Origin of the sequence: Edaphobacter lichenicola, assembly GCF_014201315.1 — a bacterium.
Taxonomy (GTDB): domain Bacteria; phylum Acidobacteriota; class Terriglobia; order Terriglobales; family Acidobacteriaceae; genus Edaphobacter; species Edaphobacter lichenicola_B.
The window spans coordinates 52,723-77,145 of the sequence record NZ_JACHDY010000002.1 but is presented as its reverse complement, the minus strand read 5'-3'; the positions used below and the strand labels follow the sequence as shown (position 1 = coordinate 77,145).

Here is a 24,423-nt window from a genome sequence, read left to right as displayed (position 1 = left end):
ATACGCCTAGGTGCGGGAGTAAGAGAAAGTAGCGTCTCTAATTCCAGAGATTTCACTTTTTCTCGAATAGACGAACGGTAGTCGGATCTGGCAAGCCAAATGGAATGGGAGGGTCTCCAAAAGCGTAGACCTCAAGTCCGGACAGTCGGCCTCCTGCTTGGAACAGGATGACTCCGACAGGATTTTCATCTGTACCTGCGACAAAATCGGCAAGGATGTTGCTTTGGGCGTGAGCAGCGGGGATGGAAACAGGAACTTCTATGTTGATCGTTGGGCAACCGCAGCTACATCCACAGTAGACGTGTGCTGCTTCCAATTGTGGAAGAAATTCTGATGCGCTTGGTTCGCCATGCAGTAGAAGCCACTCTATGAGGCTTTGTTCTTCAAGCGTCAATGGACGGTCCAAGGGGATGGATGTCGCGGCTTCGCTCGAGTCTTTGATGTTGAAGAGGCGAAGCAACCTGTTCGTCAACTCAGGAAAGGGCATGGCTGTGCGAGCAGTTTACATCCTGCCCTGAGAAGCGAAAGATGGAGCAGTCCCGAAAGTATCGACGATCTTAGCGGTCGCGGGTGGTGACGAAGCCGGGAACCCAGAGCAGGGCGCGCTTGGCTTCGGAGTCGGGCAGGTCGGCGATGGTGAGGCGGGCTGCTTCGGCGTAGGCGCAGGCGGTGTCCATGGCGTAGTCGATCGAGCCGTGGCGCTGCAGAATCTCAAGGATCTGCGGGTGGGAGACACGGGCGAAGCTGCGGTCGGCGAGGACGGTGCGAATCGCCTCGCGGTCGGCTCCTGTGCCGCGCTCAAGCGCGTGGATGACGGCGAGCGTGGCTTTGCCTTCGCGCAGGTCCGAGGCGACAGGCTTGCCGAGGACATCTTCGGCGGCGGTCAGGTCGAGAACGTCGTCGACGATCTGGAACGCGAGGCCCAGGTTGCGGCCGTACTCGCCCAGTTGAGCCTCAAGCTCGTCAGGGTCGCCGAAGCCGTGAGCCGGCGTGATCGCCGCGCCAAGCTGCATCGAGACTTTGAAGAGGCAAGCCGTCTTGCGGAAGATGAGGTCGAAGTACTCCTCTTCGTTGATCAGGTGGCCGAGCTTTTCGATCTGGAGCAGCTCGCCCTCGACCATCTGCTGGGTGAGCGAGATCAGCAGCTCGAGGACGCGAAAGTTCCGCTCTTCGAGGGCCGCCGAGAAGGATTGCATGTAGAGCCAGTCGCCCGCGAGGACGCATTTGGCGTTGCCCCAGGTGGTGTTCGAAGAGGGGCGGCCGCGGCGCGTGTCGGCCTCGTCGATGATGTCGTCGTGAACGAGGGTCGCGGTGTGGAGCATCTCGACGACCGCGCCCAGCCGTATGCGGCTCTCGCTGGTGCAGCCCAGGGCCTTGGCCGAGAGCAGCAGAAGCAGCGGCCGGATGCGCTTGCCGCCACCCGCGATAAGGTACCGCGCGATGTCGGTGACAACCTCGACGTCGGAGGCGGATTGCCGGGAGAACTCCTGCTCGATGGCGGCTAGATCGTCACGGAGGAGGTCGAACACCTCGGCTGCGGTCGCGATGGAGAGCGTACTCACTTACTAGTCAGAGTATCAGGATGTGGATTTGGCTTCAGGTCAGGCTCGAAAAAGTAACTCAGAATTTTGATCGCACCAAGGATTGGCGAGGTGGCAGCCAGGAACAGTCTTTTTGCCGCCCTGGGTTTCAGGTCGCAGGGGTTCAGGTCGCAGGGGTTCAGGTAGCAGATCAGTTGGAGCGGAAGTTGGTGAACTGCAGCTCGACGCCGATATCTTTACCCTTCAGCAGCGCCATCACCTCCTGCAGAACGTCGCGGTCCTTGCTCACCACCCGGACGGTGTCGCCCTGAATGCTGGCCTGTGCCTTCTTCTTCGAGTCCTTGATGGCCGCGACGATGATCTTCGCCTTCTCCGACGGAATCCCCTGCACCAGCTTGATCTTCTGCCTGACGCTCGAGTTTGCCGCCGGCTCGATCTTCTCGAACTCCAGGTTCTTCAAAGACACGCCGCGCTTGACCAGCTTCTGCGACAGAATCTCGGTCACCGCCTGCAGCTTGTACTCGTCCTGCGAGGCGAGCTGAATCGTGTCGGTCCCCTCAAGCTCGATCTTCGACTTCGAATCTTTGAGGTCGAAGCGGGCATGGACCTCCTTCGAGGCCTGATCGATCGCGTTCTTCACTTCCTGAATCTCTACCTTGCTCACTACGTCGAAGCTGTTATCGGATGCCATGGTGTGTTCCTTCGTCGGTATCTTGGTCGATCTCTATTTGTCTGTAACTTGGCCGTCTCTATTTGTCTGTAACTGGTCGCTCTCTATTATGTCAGCGCTCGACAGTTTAGCGCGTTGTGGGGAAGAGATTTTTGAAGTTCTCCGTCGTCAGGGTAGCGAGCTCCTCTGGTGAGATGCCGCGAAGCTCCGCCAGGGCTGCCGCCGTATGGACGACCAGGGCAGGCTCGTTGCGCTGGCCACGCAGCGGGATCGGCGCAAGAAACGGCGCATCCGTCTCGACCAGGATGCGGTCAGCCGGAGCAGCAACCGCGGCGTCGCGAATCCCCTGCGCCCTCGGGTAGGTCAGGTTCCCGGCAAAAGAGAGATGAAAGCCCGCGGCAAGAGACTGTTCCGCCTGGTCGACCGTCCCCGAAAAGCAATGCATGATCCCCCCCAGCCCATGCGGCGTCCAATGCTCGTCGATCAGCGCGAGCAGGTCCTCCCAGGTGTCGGCGCCGCCGAACTTCTCTTTCGCCTGCGGGGTGGCGAGCTCGCTCGTCCGGCAGTGGATCAGGATCGGCTTGCGCAACTTCGCAGCCACTCGCATCTGGGCGATAAAAGCCTGTTTCTGCGTGGCGATGTCGGGGTTGTCGAAGTGGTAGTAGTCGAGCCCGATCTCGCCGACAGCGATGCATCGTTCCTGCGCGCCCAGGGCGGCCAGCTTTTCGAGCGCCTCCGAAGTCGCGTGAGCCGCCTCCTGCGGATGAATCCCGGCGCTGGCATAAATCTGAGGATAGATCTGGGGATAGCCTTGCGGAAGCCCAGCGCCCGCGGTTGAGTCAGCAATCTCAAGCGCCTGCTGCATCGTCGCCGGGCCATCGCCGATGCCGATCGCGAGAATGCTATGGACCCCTGCGGCGTAGGCGCGGCGCAGCACCTCATCGCGCTCCGTCGGGGTCTCGATGTAGAAGTCAAGGTGGGCGTGGGAGTCGATCAGAGCCATCTCTTTCAGGGTACCCCATCGGCGCGCCGCATGAGCCTGCCAGGGAAGCGGCGAAGAGGAGCGGCGAAGAGGAGCGGCAAGGGAGTGCGTGACGGGTATAGTTCGGACCGCGTAGTATGTCGGCATGAACAATCTAACCCGACGTGATCTTTGTGTCGCTCTCTCGGCCTTTGCGGCGATGGGCGGCGTGGCGGAAGGCCAAAGCAATGTGTCTCCAGAAGGACAGAGCAGCACTCACGCCGCAGAGCCGGTGCTGGCGCACTCCGAGATCTTCGCCTTCGACAAGCTGCCCATCCATGCCTCGGCGAACGGCGGCGCAAGCCGTGCCGTCATTCAGGGGCGGCTGGCCACGGGCGAGTTTGTCGAGGTGCACGAGACCGCGCTGCCTCCCGGCCAGATGCCGCATCAGCCCCATCGCCACACCCACTCCGAGTTCCTGATGATTCGCGAGGGCAGGCTTGAGGTGACCAGCGACGGCAAGACCGGCATCGTCGAACCCGGCGGCGTCATCTTCACGGCATCGGGCGTGCTGCACGGGCTAAAGAACGTCGGCGACGTGATGGCAAACTACTTCGTCGTCGCCATCGGCGTACAAAAAGCGATCGTCTAGGCGGGAAACCTATCCAGCGACCAACGGGAGCACCCGAGCGTTGCGGTACACAAGTCACGAAGTGACCGCAGCGAACCGGGGTCCCCGCAAACAGGTCTTCGTTTGTGGGGTGGCCACGCGCAGGGCGCCCGTCCGGCAGGACAGGCCCTGAGACTATTTCAGTCGAGAGCCCAGCGCAATCTCTTCATCAAACGCGCCTCTTCCGGGTACGCGCGAACTCGATCAGGCCGACAAGACCTGTTCCGAAAAGAGCTAGTGTCGAGGGCTCAGGCGTCGGCGCAGTAGTCTCTGGCGTGATGGTCAGGCTATAGGTGAGCGGGGGGCCCGCGCCAAAAGAAAAGAGATCATAGGTTCCCGGAACGAAGGTTGGATCTTCCCCATTGAGAACATAAAGTGTCGGGCCAAAGTACCTCTGCAGGTCGATATAGAAGCCTCCTCCAGCCCGTCCGGTCAGGAACGTGAGATCTTCGTCCGTTGTGACGCCGTTGGTAGTGACCGGAGCGCTTGCGATGAAGGAGAGCAGATAGGGCGGAACGCAAGACGGAGAAACGGGCGGGCAGGTGGCTGTATTGCCCGGCGGCGAGGCGGGAAGAGAAAAAGTGATGAGGTTGCTATTCCCAACGCCGGTCAGGACAAAGTCATCGATAGCATCGGCGTGGGCGGTTAAAGGCTGAACGAAGGCAGAGGCAAGCAGAACAAGTGGGAAGACAATCTTTCTCATGGGTGAGAGCTTCCTTCCGTGGATCTGGCTGAATTTACGCCACAAGAATGCGTCCGCAGGAAGCAGGTGTCAAGCGGATTCGCACGGCAGCGAGCGTCTTGGGGTCATCGGCAATCGGATCCGAAGTACGACGACAGCCGTTGCCGCAGGCCTAAAGACTACAAAATCATCCTGAGGCGGAGTGAAGGCTCCCCGTTCATTCGCGACCAACGTGAGCACCCGAACGAAGCGGTACACACGTCACGAAGTGACCGCTGGCCGCGCAGGGCGCCCGTCCGGCAGGACAGGTTCTTGAGATTTATTTCAGGCGAGAGATTTATTTCAGTCGAGAGCCCAAGGCAATCTCTTCGCCAAACGTTGCTAGCACAGGCTTACCGTCTTCGCCATGCGAGGCGGCCAGCAGCATCCCATGCGACTCCAGGCCACGCATCTTGCGAGGAGCAAGATTTGCGATGACGACGATCTTCTTGCCAATCAGTTCCTCCGGCGTATACCACTCGGCGATTCCGGAGAGGATCTGGCGCTTCTCATAGCCAAGATCAACCTCGAGGCGGAGCAGCTTGTCGGCCTTGGGAATACGCTCGGCGACGACGATCTGCGCGACGCGAAGGTCGATCTTGACGAAGTCGTCGATGGCGATCTGCGGCGTGTCGGGCGCAGTGCCGGAGAGGCTCGACTGCGCCGCCGAGTTGGCGAAGATGCCCGAGGCGGGCGCTTCAGTGTGCGAGGGCGTGCCGGTGCGCTCGGTGCTGATGGCGAGACTGCCTGCGACGGTCATGCCGGGTGCTGCACCACCCAGGGCGAAGGTGCGAGGGGGCGCGCCGGGATGCGTGGGGTCGGTTGGGACAGGAGCGGTGTGCGTCGTCGTCTCGTCGACGAAGCGTGAGGGCGTGGGCTGTTCTGGCTTCGGGGCGGAGGGGTTTTCCATGTCGATCATGATCTGCGCGAGTCCTTTGTCTGCTCGAGGAAAAATGGGGGCCAGCGGGCCAAGTTTTGTGCTGGGCTTCAAGCCGCCCCATTCTAGATTCTTCAGTTCGCCATTGCGAGTGGCGACTTCGATGTCCCCGAGTCCGAGTTGCGCCCAGACTTTGGCCGTGGCGTAGGGAAGAACAGGATAGAGCAAAGCCGTGATGATGCGTATGGATTCTGCAGCTGTGTAAAGAATCCCTTCAACTCGCACTAAGGCCGCTGCGTGTTCAGGTGTCAAGGTCTCAAGAGTTTCTAGATTCTGTGCTGTCGCTACCTCTTTAAGCAGTTTCCATGGCGATGTCTCGCTGATAAATGAATCCGTTCTAGCAATCAGGATCCAAACGCTTTCGAGAGATTTTGCGAGGTCGAAAGAGTTAAAGGTTTGTCCAAAACTTCTTGCCGTCGTCTCAGACAGTGAACTGATCTCAGGATAAAAGCGGATATGCGATTCGTCGTGCAGAGTTCTGAGAGGAGGTACGCTAGCACCGCTAAGTCGCCCCATCACATTGGCCGAACTACAAAACCGAGCGATCATACTCAAGGTTCGGCTGACTAGGTTGCCGTAGCCGTTGGCGAGGTCGGCGTTGTAGCGGGTGATCATGGCTTCGAAGCTGAAGCTGCCGTCTTGGCCGAAGGGGATCTCGCGGAGGAGGAAGTAGCGGAGGACGTCGGTGGCGAAGAGGTCCTGCTCGGCCTTGGTTGGAGGCCGAGGCGATTCTGGTTGGGCCGATATGGGGGGACAGAGGGTGCCGAAGGCGTCGAGGATGGTCTCGGTGCGAACGATGTTGCCCTTGGACTTCGACATCTTGCTGTCATCGAAGAGCAGCCAGCCGTGGGCTGTCACGGCCTTCGGTAGAGGCAGGCCGGCGGCGAGAAGGAAGGCAGGCCAGTAGATGCAGTGCTGGCGCGTGATCTCCTTTGCCATGAGGTGGAGATTGGCGGGCCAGTACTTTTCAAACTTTGCAACGTCCTCAGGCGCGTCACTGCCATAGCCGACCGCGGTCATGTAGTTGGCCAGGGCATCGAGCCAGACATAGATGACGTGTTTTTGCGTGGTCTCGGAGGCCGCTGGCTCAGGAACGGGAATCCCCCACGTGAAGCTGGAGCGGGAGACTGAGAGGTCGCGGAGGTGTCCTTTGACGTAGCGGTTGCCTAGAGCGGTCCGGCCGATCTTTCCATCTTCCTCAGCGTTGCGGAGAGGATCTGCCGGAAGGTTGAATGGTGTTGGTCTCGAAGAAACATCATCGGTCTGCTCAAAGAGTGCCCGATCGTATGCAGCCGAAACAAAGCCTTTGACGTCGCCGCGGAGGAAGCTGAGAACCTCGTTCTTGCGGGACTCGGGCTGGATCAGGAACGTGTCGGATTCGATGAGGTCGATGAGCGGAAGCTGGTACTCGCTCAGCTTGAAGAAGAAGTTCTCTTCGGTGACGGTCTCGGTTGGCTTGCCATCGGGGCCGAGGACGCCCGGAGGTCCGTCGACGAAGATCTCCTCCCCGATGGAGTACTGGCCCGTGTAGGTGCTGAGGTAGATCTGCCCGCGCTGGTGCAGGTCGGCAAACAAGCGCTGAACTCCCCGCTGGTGCCGAGGCTCGGTGGTGCGGATGTAATCGTCGTAGGTCAGGCCCATGCGGTCCCAGAGGGTGCGAAACTCGGCCGAGACCTGGTCGGTGAACTGCTGGGGCGCAATGCCGGCCGCGGCGGCCGAGCGCTCGATCTTCTGGCCGTGCTCGTCGGTGCCGGTGAGGAAGAAGGTGTCCTCGCCGAGCAGGCGGTGACGGCGCGCAATCACGTCGGCCGCGAGGGTCGAGTACGCATGGCCGATGTGCGGGCGTGCGTTGACGTAGTAGATAGGGGTAGTGAGATAGAACTTTTGCTCGGGCATGGGCCAGAGCCCAGTTTAGCAGGGTGGGGACGCGCACTTCCCGCCGGAGGGAGCATCGGGGAGGCTGCGCCCGAAAATAAATCCCGAAAGATTGGCGTATTTTTCGCAGCCAAAAAAGTGACTGCTAAAACACCACGTTTACCACGCAAACCACCACAGTTTCACCATCAAAAAACCACGTCTAAAACACGATTTTCGCCAAAAACCCCTGCAAAAACACTCTCGTTCCCCACCGGATAAAAAAAGTGCCAAAAACTACCGGCTCAGATGAGCTTTGTCCTCGGCAGGCGCAGGAACCTCTCCAACCTCCCCTGCGACCCCAACGACCGGCGCGGCAACCTCGGTCTCGGACTCCTGGGCGATCCGGGCAAGGTCGAGGTGCTGCTCCATGGCGCGGCGGGCCTGCGCGGGGTTGTGCGAGCGGATGGCGCGGTAGATCTCCCGGTGCATCTCGGAGGATTCCTTCAGATCAACCGCGTTCTGGATCGTCTTGCTGCGCCGCTCATAGAGATTGGCGATGATGGTCTCCATCACCGCGGCGAGGATTGGGTTAGCCGCAGCCCGCGCGATAGCGCGATGAAAGCGAACATCGTGAATGAGGTACTCGTGAGGATCGTCGAGCGCGGCGTACATCTCAGCAACCTCTTCTGCGAGCTCTGTGATCTGCTCGTCGGTGGCGCGTTCGGCGGCGAGAGAGGCGAGGTTGGACTCAATGACACTGCGGGCTTCGAACATCTGTCCAGGAAGGAAGCCATGCAGAGTCCCGAGGACGGAGAAGGAGCTGGAGTCGAACGAGGGCGGTCCGGAGGCGACGAAGGTGCCGGCGCCGTGGCGGCTTTTGAGGACCCCCATGGCCGCGAGAAAGCCAATGCCGGAGCGCAGACTGGACCGGCTGATCTTGAGCTGGCGAGCGAGGTCGCGTTCAGGGGGCAGGCGGTCGCCGGGACGCACCTCGCCCGAACTGATGAGCAGGCGAATGTGTTCGACGACCTGCATGGTGAGCTGGCTGTGGCTGGAGACCTCCTCGAACTGCTCCTTGACCTCTTTTTTCACGCTGAACAACACTCCTTTGCGCCTGATTTGATGAAGGGTAACACGGTGGTGGGCCGTGTGTTCGGGTCGGGATAAGGGAAGCAGAGAGGCAGGGTGGGCTATGTCCGACTCAGCTTGCTGGTTGCGATGGAGAAGTCTGAGTTTAGGTAGTTTGCCGCCCACCAAGGCGCGGGACCAGGAGCTGAAAGATCAGGAGGGCAATGACGTAGGCGAGGCCAGCCATCATGAAGATCAGCAAGGGGTGGAGAGAGAAGTAGTGAGAGACAAGCCACGTGAAGCACGCGCCGCCGAGGGCTCCGGCGGCGCCGCCGATGCCGACGACGGTGCTGACGCCGGTCGAGGGGAACATGTCGGTTGGCGTGGAAAAGAGGTTGGCGGACCAGCCCTGATGCGCGGCGGTGGCCAAACAAAAGAGTCCGATGGCTGGCCAGGCATTGCTGGGGAAGAGTGTGTGCATGTGTGGGACGAGCATGATGGGAGTGACGCACAGGGCGCAGAGGAGAAGTGCGAACTTGCGTCCGGAGTTGACGCTGTGGCCGTGCTTCATGCGGAAGCCGGAGAGCCAGCCCCCGGCGATGGAGCCGATGCTCGCGGCGGTGTAGATGACGATGAGCGGATATTTGACGTGGCTTAGGTTGAGGCCGTAGTTGTCGTTGAGGAACTTAGGGAGATAGAAGAGATAGAACCACCAGATGGGGTCCGTGATGCCTTTGGCGATGCAGAAGGCCCAGAAGCCGCGGTGGCGAAGGAGGATGGGATAGATGGAGCCGCCCTGGGTGACGGGGGCGAGGTCGGTCTGGGTCTGGGTCGCGGCGCGGCGGAGTTTGTTGTAGGGGAAGATGAGCCAGACAACCGCCCAGATGAGTCCCATGGAGCCGGTGCAGATAAAGGCTGCATGCCATCCCCAACGGGCGGCGACGGCTGCTATGAGGACTGGTGCGATGAAGGCGGAGGCGTTGGAGCCAGAGTTGAAGAGGCCGGTAGCGAGGGCGCGCTCTTCAGAGGGAAACCACTCGGTGGTGGCCTTGATGGCGGCGGGGAAGTTGCCGGATTCGCCGAGGCCGAGGAAGACGCGGGCGATACAGAAGCCGGCGACGCTGGCCACGATGGAGTGGCTGATCGAGGCACATCCCCAGATCAGGATGGCGAGGGCGTATCCGGTTTTGGTGCCGAGCTTGTCGATGATGCGGCCGGCGAAGAGGAAGCCGACGCCATAGGCGATCTGGAAGCAGATGAGGACGCGGCCGTAGTTGATGTTGTAGGCGGTCTGATGGGCGGCGTCGATGCCGGGAATCCAGCCCATGAAGTCGAGGTGGAGGAGCGGCTCGATGAGGGAGAAGACCGAGCGGTCCATGTAGTTGATGGTGGTGGCGAGGAAGAGAAGACCGCAGACGAGCCAGCGGATGTTGGATCTCTCCGGGGCGGCGGTGGTGAAGCCCGAATCAGGCAGGCTGGCAGTGTTGATCGACATTAGTTGCAACTCCAGCGTAACTATACGTCTGACGGGTTCCCCGGTTTTGCGCCTGCTGAGGCAGATTCGGAGAAAAGGGTGTCGAGGATGAGGATAGTCTGTGTTGGGCAGTAGGTGTCAAGCGCCATTCTGACGAAGGGGAAAGATCATTTTTGATTACAAATAGCCCTTGATCGGTGTTGAAGGAAACGCATGCTCGCAAGCGAACGCGAATTGGGTGAATGGGATCTGAGGCATAGGGCTTGTTTATGGATGGATGCAGAGCGAAGCACGATATCATCGCTGACGTGGCTAAGGATTTCAGGACGGCTGGGGTTGAAGTTACGCAGATGATGGTGCGGATGCGGGAAGGCGATCTTCGCGCTCTGGCCCGGACTGTCTCTCTCGTGGAGGATGGCGGGGGAGCGGAGTTGCTGGAGGCCTGCCGCGAGTTTTCAGGGGGATCGCTGCGGGTGGGCGTGACGGGACCTCCCGGGGCGGGGAAGAGCACGCTGGTGGACCAGATGGTGAGGTGGCTGCGACGGGAGGGACAGAGTGTAGGGGTGGTCGCGGTGGATCCGTCGAGCCCTTATACGGGCGGGGCGTTGCTGGGGGACAGGATTCGGATGCAGGGCTTTGCCGGGGATGACGGCGTGTTTATTCGCAGTATGGCCTCGCGTGGAGCGATGGGTGGGGTGGCGCGTGCGGCTGCCGATGTCTGCTCGGTGATGGAGGCGGCGGGGCGGAAGACGATTGTGATTGAGACGGTGGGCGTGGGGCAGGATGAGGTCGATGTGATTGGCCTGGCGAATGTGACTGTGCTGGTGCTTGTTCCGGGGATGGGGGATGGGGTGCAGAGTCTGAAGGCCGGCGTGATGGAGGTCGCGGATGTGTTTGTTGTGAACAAGAGCGACCGTGGCGGCGCGGAGCTGGTGGAGCAGGAGATCGTTGCTATGCAGGGCTTGGCGATGGAACGCGGGGAGTGGGTGCCTCCAGTTGTGCGGACGGTGGCGACGACAGGAGAGGGTGTTGGGGAGTTGATGGAGACGGTGAGGCGATGTGCCGTCGAGAAGGGCGCGCGAAGAGTAAGGATCGAGGATGCTGCCGGGAAGAATGTGATGGCGCAGAGTGGGTTGGGTGGTTTGCGGCTGGATCATCTGGGTGTCGCAGTGAAGAGCATTGCGGGGGCGCGTGGGTTTTATGAGGCGCTTGGGCTGGTGGTGAGTCATGAAGAGACTGTGGAGCACGAGCGGGTGAAGACGGCGATGTTGCCTCTGGGCGAAAGCCGGATTGAGCTGCTGGAGGCGACCGAGGCAGACTCCACGATCGGGAGATTTTTGGCCAAGCGAGGTGAAGGGCTGCACCATATCGCCGTACATGTGGATGGGATTGATGCGATGTTTGCGCGGCTGATGAAGCAGGGTGTCAGGTTGGCGAGCGATGCGGTGAGGGTGGGGGCTGGGGGGCATCGGTATTTCTTTGTGCATCCGGCCAGCACGGGGGGCGTGCTGCTGGAGATTGTCGGGGATGCAGTTGAGCCGCGTGAGGGTGGGGCGTGATGCGGTTTTTGATGATTCAAACGGCGGGCGGAGAGGGGAGCGTTGCGCTGGTGGATACCGAGATGGCTCAGGCGATCGTCGCTACCGAGGTGTTGCCGGGCAGGAGTTCGTCGGAGCGATTGATACCGGCTGTGCGGCGTTTGATGACGGAGAGTGGTTGGCGACTGGATGGGTTGGCGGCGGTGGTGGTGGTGTATGGGCCGGGATCTTTTACTGGGGTGCGGGTGGGGGTGAGCGCGGCTAAGGGGCTGAGCGAGGCTGGTGCGGTACCTCTGATTGCGGTGTCGCGGCTGGCGCTGCTTGCTGCTTCTGTCGATGGCGGGGAGCAGAGGGTGCATGCGGTTCTGGATGCTGGTCGCGGGGAGTTTTACTACGGGGAGTATGTGGGGAGGAGACGCGTGCGGGAGGTCTTGATGAGCGCGCAGGATGTGATGATGGCGGCTTCGGGTGGTCTGGTGGTGGCCTGTGAATCAAAGGTGGCGGAGGCTTTGGCGGAGTTGCGTCCGAAGCTGGTGGAGGAGCCGTTGGCTGGGGATGCTCTGCCGTTTGCAGTGGAGCGGGTGGCGTCGGGGCGATTCGAGAATGCGGCTGCGCTCGATGCGAATTATCTGAGACGAACCGATGCTGAGATATTTGCCAAGCCTGCCGTTCCGCGAGCCGCTCGATGAGTTTCGAAAGCTATCGGATTCGAGCAGTCAATGCTGGGGATCTTGTTGGTGTGATGCGGCTGGAGAGGGCTACACCAGAGGCTCCGCATTGGGCGGAGGCGGAGTATGCGGCGATTGTGAGTTCGGATGGATCTGCTGAGGCTGGAGTGAGGCGGTGTCTGTTTGTTGCGGAGGCAAAGGGAAATTTGCTGGGGTTTGCGGTGGGGAAGGTTGTTGTTTCGGGAGCTCTGAGGTTGGCGGAGCTGGAGAGCGTGGCGGTGAGTGCGTCGGCGCGACGAGTGGGTGTGGGAAGGGCGTTGTGCGAGGCTGTCATTTCCTGGTGTAGGGACCAGGACGCGACTGAGATGGAACTCGAGGTGAGGGCTGGAGGCGTGGGGGCCGTCGCGCTTTATCAGGGGCTGGGATTTGCCGTTGTTGGACAGCGCAGTGGCTATTATCGAGATCCGACGGAGGACGCGTTGCTGATGCAGTTGAGGTTAGCGGGAGACGAGTAATCCACATTGCGGGTGCTGATTCGGCTGTGATAGCTTGTCGGCCATCAGTGCGAATGTCGTCTGTTGCTGGAGGTACTCTCACGTGCAAACTGGCAAGTTCACCGAGCTGCCCCATCCTGCGTCGTTTCCTTCCATTCAACAATTAATGCAAGAACATAGCCTTTACGATCGCAGGCTGGATACGCTGCGGTCCAAGTTATTTCTCACCGACTCGGAGCAGTTGGAAGAGGTAAGACTGAAGAAGCTGAAGCTGAGTTTGAAGGATGAGATGGAACGGCTTCGGCGTCTGGGAGCATCCTAAGGTTTAGCGCACGGTTCGTTGGTATGGAGGCGACAGGCTAGAGTGGGGCTGCGCTCGGGGCTGAGGTGTGCGTGGCCTTATAATCGAGTCACTTATGGTGCGAGACGGTTTTTTCTATGCCTTAGGGCTCGGGGTTGTGGCGGCGGCGCTCTGGTATCTGAACATGCCGATTGCGTTAGTGGCGCTACCGGTGGTGCTGGCGGCCTTCTTTTTGTGGTTTTTTCGCGATCCCAACAGGACGATTCCGCAGGCGCCGGGACAGATTGTGTCTCCTGGCGACGGTGTGGTGACAGAAGCGGAGTGGATCGAGACGATTAGCGGGAGCCGGTTGCGGCTCAGCATCTTTCTGAATGTCTTTGATGTGCATGTGAACCGGTCGCCGGTGGGCGGAGTCGTGAAGGTATGCGAGTTTCGCAAGGGCGAATTTATGAATGCGATGAAGCCGGAGTCGGTGTTGAACAACGAGCAGACTCTGATCACGATCGATGCCGGAGGATACGAGGTCAGCTTCAAGCAGATCGCAGGACTGTTGGCGCGGCGCATCGTTTGTAACCTGAAGGTGGGCGACCGGGTGGAGCGCGGACAGAGAATCGGACTTATCAAATTTGGGTCGCGGGTAGATGTGCTGATGCCGGCAGCGGCGAATCTGAAGGTGAAGACGGGGGCTCGCGTGAAGGGTGGATCGACCGTGCTGGCCGTGCTCCCCGAGCAATCGCTAAGAAACACGACCGCAGTGGTGGCCTGATGGAGGACGCGCAGATCGGGACCGACGGGAAGATAAGGCGGCAGCCTAGTCGCGGGATGTATGTGCTGCCTTCGCTATTTACGGCGGGCAATATGGCTGCTGGATACTACGCAATTACGCAGAGTATTCAGGGGTCGGTTGCAGATCAGAGTTACTTTGATCGAGCTGCGCTGGCGCTTGGGATTGCCGTTTTGTTTGATGGTCTCGATGGCATCATCGCACGAATGACCAACACAACGAGCGACTTTGGGAAAGAACTCGACTCGCTGGCGGACGTGATTACGTTTGGCGTGGCACCGAGTTTGCTGGCTTATATCTGGGGTTTCCGAATGCTGCCGCTGATGGCGCATCCGGAGGCGCGACAACAGATCGTGCATATCGGAGTGTTTGTCTGCTTTATCTTTTTGATCTGCGGTGCCAGTCGACTGGCGCGATTTAACATCAGCATCAATCCGCAGCCTCGCAATCCGGGACGGCCGGGCAAGAAATATTTTGTGGGCATGCCGATTCCAGCAGGTGCGGGTGTAATCAGCTCGGTGATTCACTTTCAGCATGGATCGCCGATCGACAGCCCGTGGATAGCGCTGGTATGGCTGTGCCTGCTGCTGTTCACCAGCTTTTTGATGGTGAGCAACTGGCGGTTCTGGAGTGCAAAAGAGATCACACTCGGCAAGCGTCATCCCTTTCAACTGGTGGCGGTGATAGCGTTTATAGGAGCGCTGATTGTGCTCTATTCGGAGTACATGCTGATCATCCTGGCGATGGCGTACCTGGTGTCTGGTGTGGTGGCTCGGCTTGCGTATTCGTGGGGTAGAGAGCGACGGCACTCCACGGTGTAATCCAGTGATGTGCAAAGGGCGGATAAGATAATAGTCTGGCGCTGCAGGACCTCAGATCGCGACGACATTCAGGACAATATGGCGGAACAAATGTATCGAATCGGAATCGTTGGGGCATCTTCGCTCGCCGGTAAGGAGCTGAGTGAGGAGTTGGGCGAGTCGTCGCTGGGCACATCGGATTTTGTGCTGCTCGACGAAGAAGAGGCTGCGGGACAAGTGACTGCCGCTGGCGATGAGGTTGCGTTTATACAGAGGCTCGAAGCATCGTCTTTCGAACGGATGGACTTCGTTTTTTTTGCTGGCGATGCAGCAGTGACGAAGAAGCATTGGCAGACGGCACGACGCGCGGGGGCGAGTATTGTCGACCTGACCTATGCATTGGACGGCGAGAAGGACGTTCTGGTTCGAGCGCCGTGGGTGACTGAGGTGCTTGCAGACAAAAGCGCGCTTGCGAGCCCGGAGCCGGATTTGAAGACGCCTGCTCTTGTGGCTGCGCATCCGGTCGCCGTGATGCTTGCCCTGGTTGCTGGAAGACTGCACGCGAAGCTGGCTCTGACGAGTGTAGCTGCAACCGTTATGGAGCCTGCGTCAGAGTATGGTCGTGCCGCGATGGATGAGTTGCATCAGCAGACGGTCACGCTGCTTTCGTTTCAGACGCTGCCACGGGAACAGTATGATGCGCAGGTGGCATTCAATCTGTTGCCTTCGCTGGGCGATGCTGCAAAGGTGAAGTTGAGCACCACCGAAAAGCGTATCCGCAAACACTATGCCGGGCTTGCTGATTCGCTGCTGCCTGAGCTGGCACTGCAGCTCGTTCAGGCGCCGGTGTTTCACGGATATGTCGTTTCGATGCTGGTGGAGTTTTCGGCAGGGGTGACGAAGGAAGAGATAGAGGCTGCGCTAGGCGGAGAACATATAGACGTTGTCAGCGAGGAATCCGACCCGCCGAGCAACCTGAGTGCGGCGGGGCAGGAGGACATTATGGTACGAGTGAGCGGAGACTCTGGGGAGAACGAGCGAGGAAGACGCTTCTGGCTTTGGCTCGCTGCGGACAATCTGAAGCTGGCGGCGCTGAATGCGATTGCATGCGGTGCGGAGCTGCGCAGGTTGCGTCCCCGCGGCAAGGTGCAGTAGGTTCGTTGTGCCCATGTTTTTGAATGGCAAGTGAAGGGATTGGAAGACTCAAATGGCAGAGATCGGGATGCGCATCGGGATTGATCTTGGTGGGACAAAAATCGAGGCGCTCGCTATCGATGAACGCGGGATGGAACTGGCTAGGCATCGTGTCGATACGCCTCGAGATGACTATGAGGCAACGATCAAAGCGATGGTTGCGCTGGTTCACCAGATGGAAGCGGAGACTGGAAAGACAGGCACGGTGGGGGCCGGAATTCCAGGTACCATCTCGAGAGTTACAGGGCTGGTTAAGAACGCCAATTCAACGTGGTTGAATGGCCGACCATTTCATAGAGATCTGATGGCTACGCTCGGGCGCGAGGTAAGGGTTGCTAACGATGCAAATTGTCTAGCGGTGTCAGAGGCGACGGACGGTGCCGCCGCCGGTGTGCGCTTTGTGTATGGCGTGATTCTGGGGACTGGGTGCGGAGGCGGAGTTGCTCTGGAGGGATGCGTCCACGACGGTCCGAACGGAGTTGCAGGCGAATGGGGGCACAATCCACTGCCATGGCCGAAGCCTGAAGAATCTCCTGGGCCTGCATGCTACTGCGGGAAGAATGGGTGCATGGAGATGTGGGTCTCGGGCACTGGGATCGCACTGGATTACAAGACCGTGACCGGCAGAGCGCGGACTACGCGAGAGATCGTTGCTGACTTCGCTGCAGGTGATCAGGCTGCGGCGGAGACCGTGGAGCGGTTCGAAGATCGTTTGGCGCGCGGGTTGTCCAATGTGATCAACATACTGGATCCGGATGTCATTGTGGTTGGTGGTGGCGTATCAAGGTTGGAGCATATCTATGATGCATTGCCCAAGTTGCTGCCGAAGTATGTCTTTGGGGGAGAGGCATCGACGCCCGTAGTGCAGGCAAAGTATGGAGATTCCAGCGGGGTCCGCGGCGCGGCATGGCTTTGGCCTAACAAGCGAATTTGAGAAGATGCGGATCAACAGATGCTATGCGATACTTAAGAAAGAGCCACTGATTCCGAGATTGAATTCAGTATGCGCTTTTTTGCGATGATTATCGGCGATTGGATTAGCCTCTGTTCGGGCAAGGCAAAAGGCCGGGATGGCGGAACTGGCAGACGCAGCGGACTCAAAATCCGCCGAGGGCAACCTCGTGGGGGTTCGACCCCCCCTCCCGGCACCAAAGATAACAAATGACTTATACGGATTTGGCCTCTCATCATCGAGAGGCCAAAATTGTTTGGTGGCTGTTTTGATGGCTGTTTACATGCTCAGTGGATGACTCATAATCTGATCGGTTGCGACGGGATGGTATTTCGGACACTATGACGTATGCCCCTCTGGAAGAATCGTGGAGTAAATCAGTTCGAGTTCGTATCCGGTGAGGGAGCCCATCTTTACGACGGCTCGGGGCGTAGATTCCTTGATCTAACCTCGGGATGGAATGTCGCGAACGTAGGCTGGCAAAACCGGCGGTTGCTTGAAGCGTTCACCAATCAAGCTCAGCAGCTCAGTTTCTCACCATCTTGGTGTTGGCATGAACTTCGAAATCGACTAGCCATATCGCTCAAGCGCTACTTTCCGATGGACGTGGACGTAATCGGCGCGTGTACCGGCGCTGAAGCAATCGAAAATGCTCTAAAGATCGCGCGGCGATATTCCGGTCGCCATACGATCGTGGGTTTTCGGGAGACGTATCACGGCTCCACCCTTGGGGCGCTCCAGGCTGGCGGTGTGCCGAGCTTTCGAGGGGTGGACATCCCCCAAAATGATTTACACAGATTTTTGCCGCTACCGGAGCCTCACATAACTGAAGAGGAATTGGGCGAAGCAATTAGTGACTGTGTGACGCGTAAACCTTATCCCGCTGCTATCTTGATCGAACCGCTATTTAGCAATCCTGGTGTGATTGAGGGCCAGCCTCATTTCTTCGAGGTTCTGCAAAAGGCTGCGAGGTCTGTCGATGCGCTCATCATCGTCGACGAAGTCGGAACCGGCTTCGGCCGGACAGGAAGAATGTTCGCTTTCGAACACCTTGGTATCAACCCAGATATTGTGGCGCTTGGAAAAGCCATGGGAGGGGCAGTAGCACCGATATCGGCGGCGATCGCACGCAAACCTCTGGGGGATGTTTGCAAAGGTCTCGCGTTCGATTCGTCCTACGCTTGGAATCCTCCCTCGTGCGCTGTCGCTCTGGAAAACATTCAAATCCTTGAAGACGAGAGCCTGATCGCTCGCGCTCACGATCTTGGGGAGAAGATCAAGCTCCAGTTCGAGCAATCAACTGGGAATTTCGGAGAAAGCGTGGGACTCTTCGGCCGAGGTTTGGAAATGGCGATCCGGTTGCCAGCCGGACCCACCGGAAATGAAAACTTACGATTACTCATGGCCCAACTAGCTGATGAAAACATCTTCGCAGAGCGGTCGCGTTATACGAACTCTCTACTATTGATGCCGCCTCTCACAATCGCAGAGACAGATTTAGATTCAGCGATTGCTCAGATAGTTCGAATTCTAGGTGAGAGAAAACCCTATTGAGCACCGCCCACTTCTCTTGCCACAAGTGCTGCGAAATGGGCGGACACGGGAGGCAGGCCCGACAAAATTTCTGCAGTAGCCGAATCGGCGACGACTTTCTGAGCTTCTGCGTCTGTCGACACCTTGGATATTTTCTTATAAAGCGCTGTGAGACGCGCCATCTGTTCTGTGGTGAGCGTGATCTCTACTGTCTCAGGGGCCATGCGTGAGTCTCCTTTGTGCGCTACTCTACCATGTCAGGCATAAATGAATCGATACTTCCGGGCGGCTTCAAGTTGATTCTGAGACTCATGTGACCGGCCTGAATGCTCTCGCGCAAAGACCCTGACCGCTTGCAGAGGGCATCCCGGATTCTGAATTTAAGAGATTCCGATTGTTCTGGGTAAAGGTGTGGAGTGAAGCGTGTTTCGATCGTTGCCACTAAGGTGTGACTCCCGCGGTCGGAGTCCATCCGCAAATCGAACTTCAGGTGTCCAAGTTGGGAATGATCCTTAATCTCCCATAGCCACTTAAACATGCCACTGCTGGCAATCTCGGAGAAATCATCCAAGGCGTCATATGCTTCGATCGCGGAAAGCACAATGCCCGAACCCGTCAGTCCGGGAAGGCTCACCGATTTGTATAAACGGCCAAGGAGGCGAAATCCTAATAGGTCAACGGGACACGACACTTCGGATATTTCGACCAGGTCTCCGCTCCAGTACCTTATGAACGGTTGACATTGAACAAACGGTGCAAGAGTTGTAAAGACGGCGATGCCTACTCCATCGCTTACCGGCTCAGATGAGATCGGGTTAACAACCTCCATAATGACGTGTGGGTCAGGGTGCAAATGACCGCAGACTCCACACTGATTGCAAGAGCCAAAAATTTCGCTCAATCCATATTGGTCAAAGAGTGGGGCTCTCCAAGTCGACTCGTAGTATCGACGGAGTCGGCGGGTGATCACATCGCCAGATGTGATCAGCGAAGAGATTGAGGCACTCGAAAAATCAAAGCTGCATTCGCGCAGCAATGCCGTTAATACTCGGAGATCAGACTCCAGACCGACGATCACCGCAGGACGAGCATGGTGTGTTCCCTCGACGTACTCCCAAGGCGCACGCACTACATCTTGTATTCGGCTCCGCCACGTGGGATCACGAAGGTTAAGACGAAAAACCTGGCCTACTGCTGGTGCGGGTGTCTGAATGGCATCCGTCGTCGATCCCAATATAGAGATAATTACAGGCGTGGTTTTGTCGGTTGGTTCGTCGGACTTCGAAAAAAACGACTCTATTGCCGCTAATTCTTCCTTGCTTCTATGCACATGCAAGATCTGTCCAGATGTCCCAGAAGTGTGTTGAATCAGGTGCGGTTCCATCGAGATATGGCGGAATGCTTCAGGTCGCATCAATATGTCAGATTTCTTCAGAATGGGAAGGCTAGGAAGTTGTGCCAAAGCATGTACATCAGAGAGACATCTGTAGGCAACTTCCCCATACGCTGGAACGTATGCTGCCGCGAATCTCATCGTGTGATTGAGAAGTTGCGTGCGGAATTCGTCCCTCGGATGGTCACTCATTCAGAACGATCCAGAGCCGAAGCCTCGCTCGCCTTCGAAATAAGTTGAAGACTACCTGCGGTACCTTCGATCTTCCTGCATTTTGAGCAGCCTGATATGTTTCGTCGGCCCTCAAGTTCGACAGAACGTCTCAACGCGCGAGACCTCTCCCTCAAACTTTGTATGCTTTCGTTCCGAAGGTCTCCGAGGCGAGTACCGCCATTGAGAAGGCATGTAAAGGCAATACCATGGCAATCAATCGCCATGGCGTTACCGAGCCAGAAACATGGACCGTTCGGGACAGCTTTGAGTTCGGATAGAGACACAAGCGTCCCGGAACCCCCTGCGCTACCATCCTTTCGAACCGGGGGCATAATTACATGGAAGTCGGCAAGGGAGGCCAACCGAGTAAATCGGGTATCAAATCGATCTGGCGACACCCCAAGGTCGATGCTATAGACTCCGACTTTGACGCCCGTGCGTTCTCTCGCACGCTCCATCACCATCTCGAGCCCATCCAATGCCCGTTGCCAGTTTCCCGCTCCTCGATTCCGTTCAAAGGATTCTTTCGTTCCACCGTCAAGAGAGAAAATAATCGTCTGCGCAGAATGGGCATCCACGAGTTTCGCAGCAAATTCCGGCGTCAACATTGTTCCGTTTGTATGCCACTGCACTGGGAAATACGGGAGGTGCTCTTCCGTCCTCTGTAGCAACAAAGGAAGGTCGGGATTTAGCGTCGGCTCTCCCCTCCAATTCAAGTGGAGTGCTTGAAGTTTCAGACCGGACTCCGCTACCCGTTTGAGGATCACGACAAGCGTGTCTTCGCGCATGTTGTCAGAGCCCTGCATGTCAGTTGTGTAGCAAAGTTTGCAGGCGAGATTGCACGCAGAGCTACTGTCTATCCAAAGCCAAAGATCATCACTCGAACTCAGCATCGTCACCTCAGTCATGATCTAAACGGCAAGGTCTTAGGGTTCGTCGACGAGATCTATTTCCCGATTCGAGCGAGGCCCGGCGCGGGAACGGACGTTTTTCAACCAGATCCTGCAGAAGACGCAATTCTATCGATCACCGAAAGTCTGTGCTCAGGCGATAGGTGGCTATAGCGAGCGGACATCGTAATCGTCTTATGCCCAGCAAGCTCTTGAATCTCTTTAATCGACGCGCCTGCCATCGCAAGCCAAGAGCAGAAGGTATGCCGATTGGAGTGCCAAACATAACCTGAAACTTTTGCATCTTCGAGTGACGGGACGAACCAAGACCTTGTATCGAACCGGGGCCCTTGACGTGGAAAAACCATGTCCGTCGGCTTGGTATTTTTCTTGTGCCGTGTCTTGAGAGCCGCGACCGCATCTGCATTCAAATGGACTGTCCTAGCTGAACCGTTCTTCGTCTTCGTGAGGTCGATAGTCCGCCTGTCGAGATGCACTTGGCCCCAGGTGAGCGAATACTGCTCTGATAGCCTCATGCCCGTATTCACCGACACAATGAACTCAGCTAGATGTTCTGGGAACCGTGCCTTGATCGCCTCGTGAAGCGTGTCGTATTCGTCTCTGCTCAGGAAGCGCAAACGCCCGACACTTTCCCGACGATGGCGGACCTGCCGGGCAGGGTTCACCGTGACCTTGCCGTTATGCAATCCTTCCCGATAGCAGAGCGAGATGAAAGCCTTATAGCGATTCGTGGTCGCCGCTGTTTTACAGTGCGACCGGAGCCAGCGTTCAAGCTCTTGTGGTGTGATCTCTGCTGCGGGTCGCGAACCGATTGCCTTGCGGACAATCTCCGCCTTGCTGATGTAGCTGCGGCGGTCCTTGTGGTCCGCAACGTATTCCAGAGCATCGTCGATCAGCTCAGAGAAGTGCAAGACTCTACTATCGCGCAACTCGGGAAGTTTACGGCCAGCGATGGCATCGGCCTTCCGTGTCTGATACAGCTTGGTCGCGTCAGACTTGCGCCCAACCTTTTCGCGATGACGCTTGCCGCCGGCATAGTAGTGAATCCACCAAATCCCACTTCCCGCCGGGTGTTCGTATACGCCTCTTGCCATAATGCCCCCGATGGCTGTTGCTGCGGACTAGCGACAATAACAAGTCCTATTCTACAGCCACGAAGAGGCATCAGTCGAGATCATCCGGCCAGTCGTTGAGGGTGATCGGCGCGGGCGAATCGTTGAAGTTCAGATACCGGGATCAACACGCGTGAAGCAATCCTCCGAAAGCTAAGTTGCTTATTTGCAACCAAGTAGTCGAGAGCTCGGCAACTGATAGACAACATCTCAGCCGCCTCTCGACGACCCACGAGGAGCTTTTCGGTTGAGGGGACCAGGGCTCGCGCTGGTTTCTTCCGTTCCGGCAATTGATCAAATGGCATCGTCATCTCCAATGAGCCGTGCAGCAACATGCAACGAATCTGACAATAGCTTCGTGCGGAGTTTCGATTCTGTCCAATGCTCATTCGCGATGGCGTTCCATCTCAAAATGAGGTGGGTTTTAGATCCCTGGTGTGCGGGGTTGCTTCGTTTCCGGCAACTTTTGTTTACTTATTTGGTTCTAAGTTATTGGCAGCAGCAACATTCCTGCAGACGTGTACTGAAGAGACTCCACACCAAAGAGCAATGGGGCCCGGATGAGTATCTACGATCACTTAGAGTTCAAGCATCTCAAGTACATTGTCTCCATCGCCGATAACGGAACTTTCACGGCTGCGGCTGCCAAGCTTCCTCTTGCCCAATCCGCCTTGAGTCGGAGCATTTCCGAGATGGAGGATGCCCTTGGCGTTCAGGTGTTTGACCGTTCAAGAGATGGGGTGAGTCTGACAGATGCCGGGGAATCGCTCCTGGCGTTTGCAAGAGAGCTTTTGCAAACACGTATACACGTCGTAAAGGCTGTTCAAGCGATCCAACAAACCTCGCTTCAGCCTTTCAAACTCGGCTTCAGCCCGTTCGTGGAACAGAATGTCTTAGGTGAGGTGTGTAGCGCCTACCGCGAACTTTTTCCCAAATCTGTCATCGAACCCGAAAGCGGCGATACTGACGAGTTGGTGAAGAGTCTAAAGGCCGGCGAGATAGATGCCGCGTTGGTGACTCTTCCACTCGAACCTGATGGCTACAAGGTGCAACCGATAATGCACGAGCCGTTGGTCGTTTGCCTCCGAAAAGATGATCCATTGGTGCAAGAAGAAACAATAGATCCGGAGCACCTGAGCGGAAGACTGGGAATCTTCAGCGATCCTCGACATCATCCCAGAGCACACGAGAGATTGCTCGAAATGCTCTCCGAGCAAGGAATCAAACCACGAATATGTAAGCCGACGTTCAACCAAGATCAGGTCCAATGGATGGTCCGAGAGAAGCTTTGCGTCGCACTCGTTCGTCAGCGGGAGCCCTTGCACGATGATCTAACGACACGACCGATTCGGGGTGTCAAGTGGACAATAGACTCCGCAATCGTTTACGAGCCCAACCACAATCAAATTGCTCTGCCACTCCTGATTCGGGAGTTGGAGAAACGCTTCTCAATGCCAGGCGTTCAGCGAATGAAAAAAGCACCTCAAAGAGAAGTTGAATCTCGGCCAAGACAAGATAGTCTGTTCATCGAGGATGATGAACAGAAATTGGGGTAGAGCTGTGGCATCGATATTGCTTATTCCATCTCATTTCGGCATCGCTCTCCATCGCAAATAAGTATTGGACGAGCCGGGCGTGTTGCGCCTAATGTCTCGGCATATCCCGACTGAATCCAGTCGCAGGAGGTGCCAATGTCCCGCCGTATCCGTGTCGTCATTCCCCATAAGGTGAGCCAAGCGATCAGCGGGTGGCTTCGTCCACTCGCAGCGACCGCTTGTGTCCTCTTTCTCCTCCCCCTAGCGGCCCATGCACAGTCGGGTTCGCCTTTCGACAGCGGCTTCACCAACCTTCAGAACCTTTTCACCGGAACGATTGCGAAGGTCGCATCCCTGATTGCAATTGTGATCGGCGGGTACGGATTCGCTCATGGCGAGCCCGGCGCAAAAAAGGCCCTCGCCGGCGTTGCGGCCGGAACCGGCATCGCCGTTATGGCCGCAAACGTATTGAGCTGGCTTTGGGGCGCGTAGCGCAATTGCCTTTTCAGCCCGCTGCTTCCAATCGCAATCCACCGGGGGGGCCTATGCCGGACACGAAGCAGACAATTCGCCGCCGCAACAGGGTCTTCAAGAGCCTGCATAAGCCCCTCACCTATCTGGGTGTCGAACGCTCTCTCTTCTACTTCGTTTGTGTAGGGGCTGTGGGCGCATTCAACATCTTCAATTCCATTCTTGCTGGAATTGCCGTGTTCATCGGCGGCTATGTCTTCGGACATTGGGTAACGAATAGCGACCCCGCATTTCTGCGCATCCTGGCGAAGTCCGAAAGGTACAAACTCCGGTATGACGCCGCGAAGCAAAGCGTCCCTCGCGTGGAGGTGGCTTAATGTTGCGCCTTGATCGAGTCATCAAACAGTGGAAGGAAGCTGCGGCCCTTACGGACCATATCAATCTCTACGGTTTTTGGAATGAGACCGCATTTCTCACCAAGAGCGGGGATCTAGGCATGGTCTTGCGCGTGCCCGGTGTCGATTACGAGAGCCTTGACCAAAGCGAACAGGAGTACGCCGTCAAACGGCTTGAAGCGGCCCTCAAAGCCTTCGGGCCAGGCTTCCACGTCTATCAGTATCTTTTC

Annotated in this window: 25 protein-coding genes and 1 tRNA gene; 14 read left to right on the top strand and 12 right to left on the bottom strand. The window is 57.6% G+C overall.

All coding sequences use genetic code 11. The features are described from left to right. Positions 1-52: 52 nt before the first annotated feature. The 4 genes from HDF09_RS06635 to HDF09_RS06620 all read right to left on the bottom strand — a co-directional run bounded on the left by HDF09_RS06635 (position 53) and on the right by HDF09_RS06620 (position 3,214). Entirely contained in the window at positions 53-487 is a 435-nt protein-coding gene (locus tag HDF09_RS06635) for a hypothetical protein (RefSeq protein WP_183763708.1), read from the bottom strand. Between the two features lie 70 nt (positions 488-557). Then, positions 558-1,562 carry a polyprenyl synthetase family protein gene (locus HDF09_RS06630; RefSeq protein ID WP_183763705.1) on the bottom strand — a complete coding sequence of 335 codons (1,005 nt, stop codon included), beginning with the start codon at positions 1,560-1,562 and terminating at the stop codon, positions 558-560. 169 nt (positions 1,563-1,731) lie between these two features. Then, positions 1,732-2,232, bottom strand: coding sequence for a YajQ family cyclic di-GMP-binding protein (locus HDF09_RS06625; RefSeq protein ID WP_183763702.1), 501 nt, complete (start codon positions 2,230-2,232; stop codon positions 1,732-1,734). Between the two features lie 106 nt (positions 2,233-2,338). Beyond that, the gene (locus HDF09_RS06620; protein ID WP_183766045.1) at positions 2,339-3,214 is read right to left on the bottom strand and encodes a TatD family hydrolase; all 876 of its coding nucleotides are present in this window, start codon (positions 3,212-3,214) and stop codon (positions 2,339-2,341) included. A 124-nt stretch (positions 3,215-3,338) separates the two neighbouring features. On the opposite strand from HDF09_RS06620, the gene HDF09_RS06615 reads away from it, so the two are divergent. Beyond that, entirely contained in the window at positions 3,339-3,824 is a 486-nt protein-coding gene (locus HDF09_RS06615; protein ID WP_183763699.1) for a cupin domain-containing protein, read from the top strand. Between the two features lie 187 nt (positions 3,825-4,011). On the opposite strand, the gene HDF09_RS06610 is transcribed toward HDF09_RS06615, so the two are convergent. From HDF09_RS06610 to HDF09_RS06595, 4 genes are all read right to left on the bottom strand, one after another. After that, positions 4,012-4,545: a PEP-CTERM sorting domain-containing protein gene (locus HDF09_RS06610; protein ID WP_183763695.1), complete on the bottom strand. Its 534-nt coding sequence runs from the start codon at positions 4,543-4,545 to the stop codon at positions 4,012-4,014. A 316-nt stretch (positions 4,546-4,861) separates the two neighbouring features. Further along, positions 4,862-7,396, bottom strand: coding sequence for a methionine--tRNA ligase subunit beta (metG, locus tag HDF09_RS06605; RefSeq protein WP_183763692.1), 2,535 nt, complete (start codon positions 7,394-7,396; stop codon positions 4,862-4,864). Between the two features lie 255 nt (positions 7,397-7,651). Then, complete coding sequence (locus HDF09_RS06600) at positions 7,652-8,449, bottom strand: FadR/GntR family transcriptional regulator (protein WP_311718896.1); 798 nt, start codon at positions 8,447-8,449, stop codon at positions 7,652-7,654. Between the two features lie 142 nt (positions 8,450-8,591). Further along, on the bottom strand, positions 8,592-9,920 hold the full coding sequence (locus HDF09_RS06595; RefSeq protein ID WP_183763688.1) for an MFS transporter: 1,329 nt from the start codon (positions 9,918-9,920) through the stop codon (positions 8,592-8,594). A gap of 287 nt (positions 9,921-10,207) precedes the next feature. Between HDF09_RS06595 and meaB the strand changes: the two genes are divergently transcribed. The 10 genes from meaB to HDF09_RS06545 all read left to right on the top strand — a co-directional run bounded on the left by meaB (position 10,208) and on the right by HDF09_RS06545 (position 18,184). Continuing rightward, a complete protein-coding gene (gene meaB / locus HDF09_RS06590) occupies positions 10,208-11,458 on the top strand; it encodes a methylmalonyl Co-A mutase-associated GTPase MeaB (RefSeq protein ID WP_183763686.1) in 1,251 nt (416 codons plus the stop codon). 11 nt (positions 11,459-11,469) lie between these two features. After that, positions 11,470-12,126, top strand: coding sequence for a tRNA (adenosine(37)-N6)-threonylcarbamoyltransferase complex dimerization subunit type 1 TsaB (tsaB, locus tag HDF09_RS06585; RefSeq protein WP_183763683.1), 657 nt, complete (start codon positions 11,470-11,472; stop codon positions 12,124-12,126). Continuing rightward, positions 12,123-12,620 carry a GNAT family N-acetyltransferase gene (locus HDF09_RS06580; RefSeq protein ID WP_183763680.1) on the top strand — a complete coding sequence of 166 codons (498 nt, stop codon included), beginning with the start codon at positions 12,123-12,125 and terminating at the stop codon, positions 12,618-12,620. Before tsaB ends, HDF09_RS06580 begins: the two co-directional genes overlap by 4 nt. A gap of 82 nt (positions 12,621-12,702) precedes the next feature. Then, positions 12,703-12,921 (top strand): DUF465 domain-containing protein, encoded by a 219-nt coding sequence (locus tag HDF09_RS06575; protein ID WP_218884705.1) that lies wholly within the window; start codon positions 12,703-12,705, stop codon positions 12,919-12,921. 94 nt (positions 12,922-13,015) lie between these two features. Next, a complete protein-coding gene (locus HDF09_RS06570; protein WP_183763677.1) occupies positions 13,016-13,666 on the top strand; it encodes a phosphatidylserine decarboxylase in 651 nt (216 codons plus the stop codon). Next, entirely contained in the window at positions 13,666-14,505 is an 840-nt protein-coding gene (gene pssA, locus HDF09_RS06565; protein ID WP_260177576.1) for a CDP-diacylglycerol--serine O-phosphatidyltransferase, read from the top strand. The genes HDF09_RS06570 and pssA overlap by 1 nt, the downstream gene beginning before the upstream one ends. Before the next feature lie 90 nt (positions 14,506-14,595). Further along, entirely contained in the window at positions 14,596-15,639 is a 1,044-nt protein-coding gene (locus HDF09_RS06560; protein ID WP_260180992.1) for an Asd/ArgC dimerization domain-containing protein, read from the top strand. A 52-nt stretch (positions 15,640-15,691) separates the two neighbouring features. Next, positions 15,692-16,612: a fructokinase gene (mak, locus tag HDF09_RS06555; protein ID WP_221270061.1), complete on the top strand. Its 921-nt coding sequence runs from the start codon at positions 15,692-15,694 to the stop codon at positions 16,610-16,612. Between the two features lie 130 nt (positions 16,613-16,742). Further along, a tRNA-Leu gene (locus HDF09_RS06550) sits at positions 16,743-16,829 on the top strand. A gap of 149 nt (positions 16,830-16,978) precedes the next feature. Next, complete coding sequence (locus HDF09_RS06545) at positions 16,979-18,184, top strand: class-III pyridoxal-phosphate-dependent aminotransferase (RefSeq protein ID WP_183763672.1); 1,206 nt, start codon at positions 16,979-16,981, stop codon at positions 18,182-18,184. On the opposite strand, the gene HDF09_RS06540 is transcribed toward HDF09_RS06545, so the two are convergent. The 4 genes from HDF09_RS06540 to HDF09_RS06525 form a co-directional block, all read right to left on the bottom strand. Further along, positions 18,178-18,387, bottom strand: a complete 210-nt coding sequence (locus HDF09_RS06540; RefSeq protein ID WP_183763669.1) for a hypothetical protein — start codon at positions 18,385-18,387, stop codon at positions 18,178-18,180. The genes HDF09_RS06545 and HDF09_RS06540 overlap by 7 nt on opposite strands. 20 nt (positions 18,388-18,407) lie before the next feature. After that, positions 18,408-19,748: a phenylacetate--CoA ligase family protein gene (locus HDF09_RS06535; RefSeq protein ID WP_183763666.1), complete on the bottom strand. Its 1,341-nt coding sequence runs from the start codon at positions 19,746-19,748 to the stop codon at positions 18,408-18,410. Beyond that, on the bottom strand, positions 19,745-20,662 hold the full coding sequence (locus tag HDF09_RS21280) for a radical SAM/SPASM domain-containing protein (RefSeq protein WP_406704527.1): 918 nt from the start codon (positions 20,660-20,662) through the stop codon (positions 19,745-19,747). The genes HDF09_RS06535 and HDF09_RS21280 overlap by 4 nt, the downstream gene beginning before the upstream one ends. Before the next feature lie 98 nt (positions 20,663-20,760). Continuing rightward, on the bottom strand, positions 20,761-21,774 hold the full coding sequence (locus tag HDF09_RS06525) for a tyrosine-type recombinase/integrase (protein ID WP_183763660.1): 1,014 nt from the start codon (positions 21,772-21,774) through the stop codon (positions 20,761-20,763). A 578-nt stretch (positions 21,775-22,352) separates the two neighbouring features. On the opposite strand from HDF09_RS06525, the gene HDF09_RS06520 reads away from it, so the two are divergent. The 3 genes from HDF09_RS06520 (at position 22,353) to HDF09_RS06510 (ending at position 24,175) form a co-directional block, all read left to right on the top strand. Next, entirely contained in the window at positions 22,353-23,348 is a 996-nt protein-coding gene (locus tag HDF09_RS06520; RefSeq protein WP_183763656.1) for a LysR family transcriptional regulator, read from the top strand. Positions 23,349-23,483: 135 nt separating this feature from the next. Next, positions 23,484-23,819: a TrbC/VirB2 family protein gene (locus HDF09_RS06515; protein ID WP_183763654.1), complete on the top strand. Its 336-nt coding sequence runs from the start codon at positions 23,484-23,486 to the stop codon at positions 23,817-23,819. A 53-nt stretch (positions 23,820-23,872) separates the two neighbouring features. Continuing rightward, positions 23,873-24,175 carry a VirB3 family type IV secretion system protein gene (locus tag HDF09_RS06510; RefSeq protein WP_183763651.1) on the top strand — a complete coding sequence of 101 codons (303 nt, stop codon included), beginning with the start codon at positions 23,873-23,875 and terminating at the stop codon, positions 24,173-24,175. Positions 24,176-24,423: the final 248 nt, after the last annotated feature.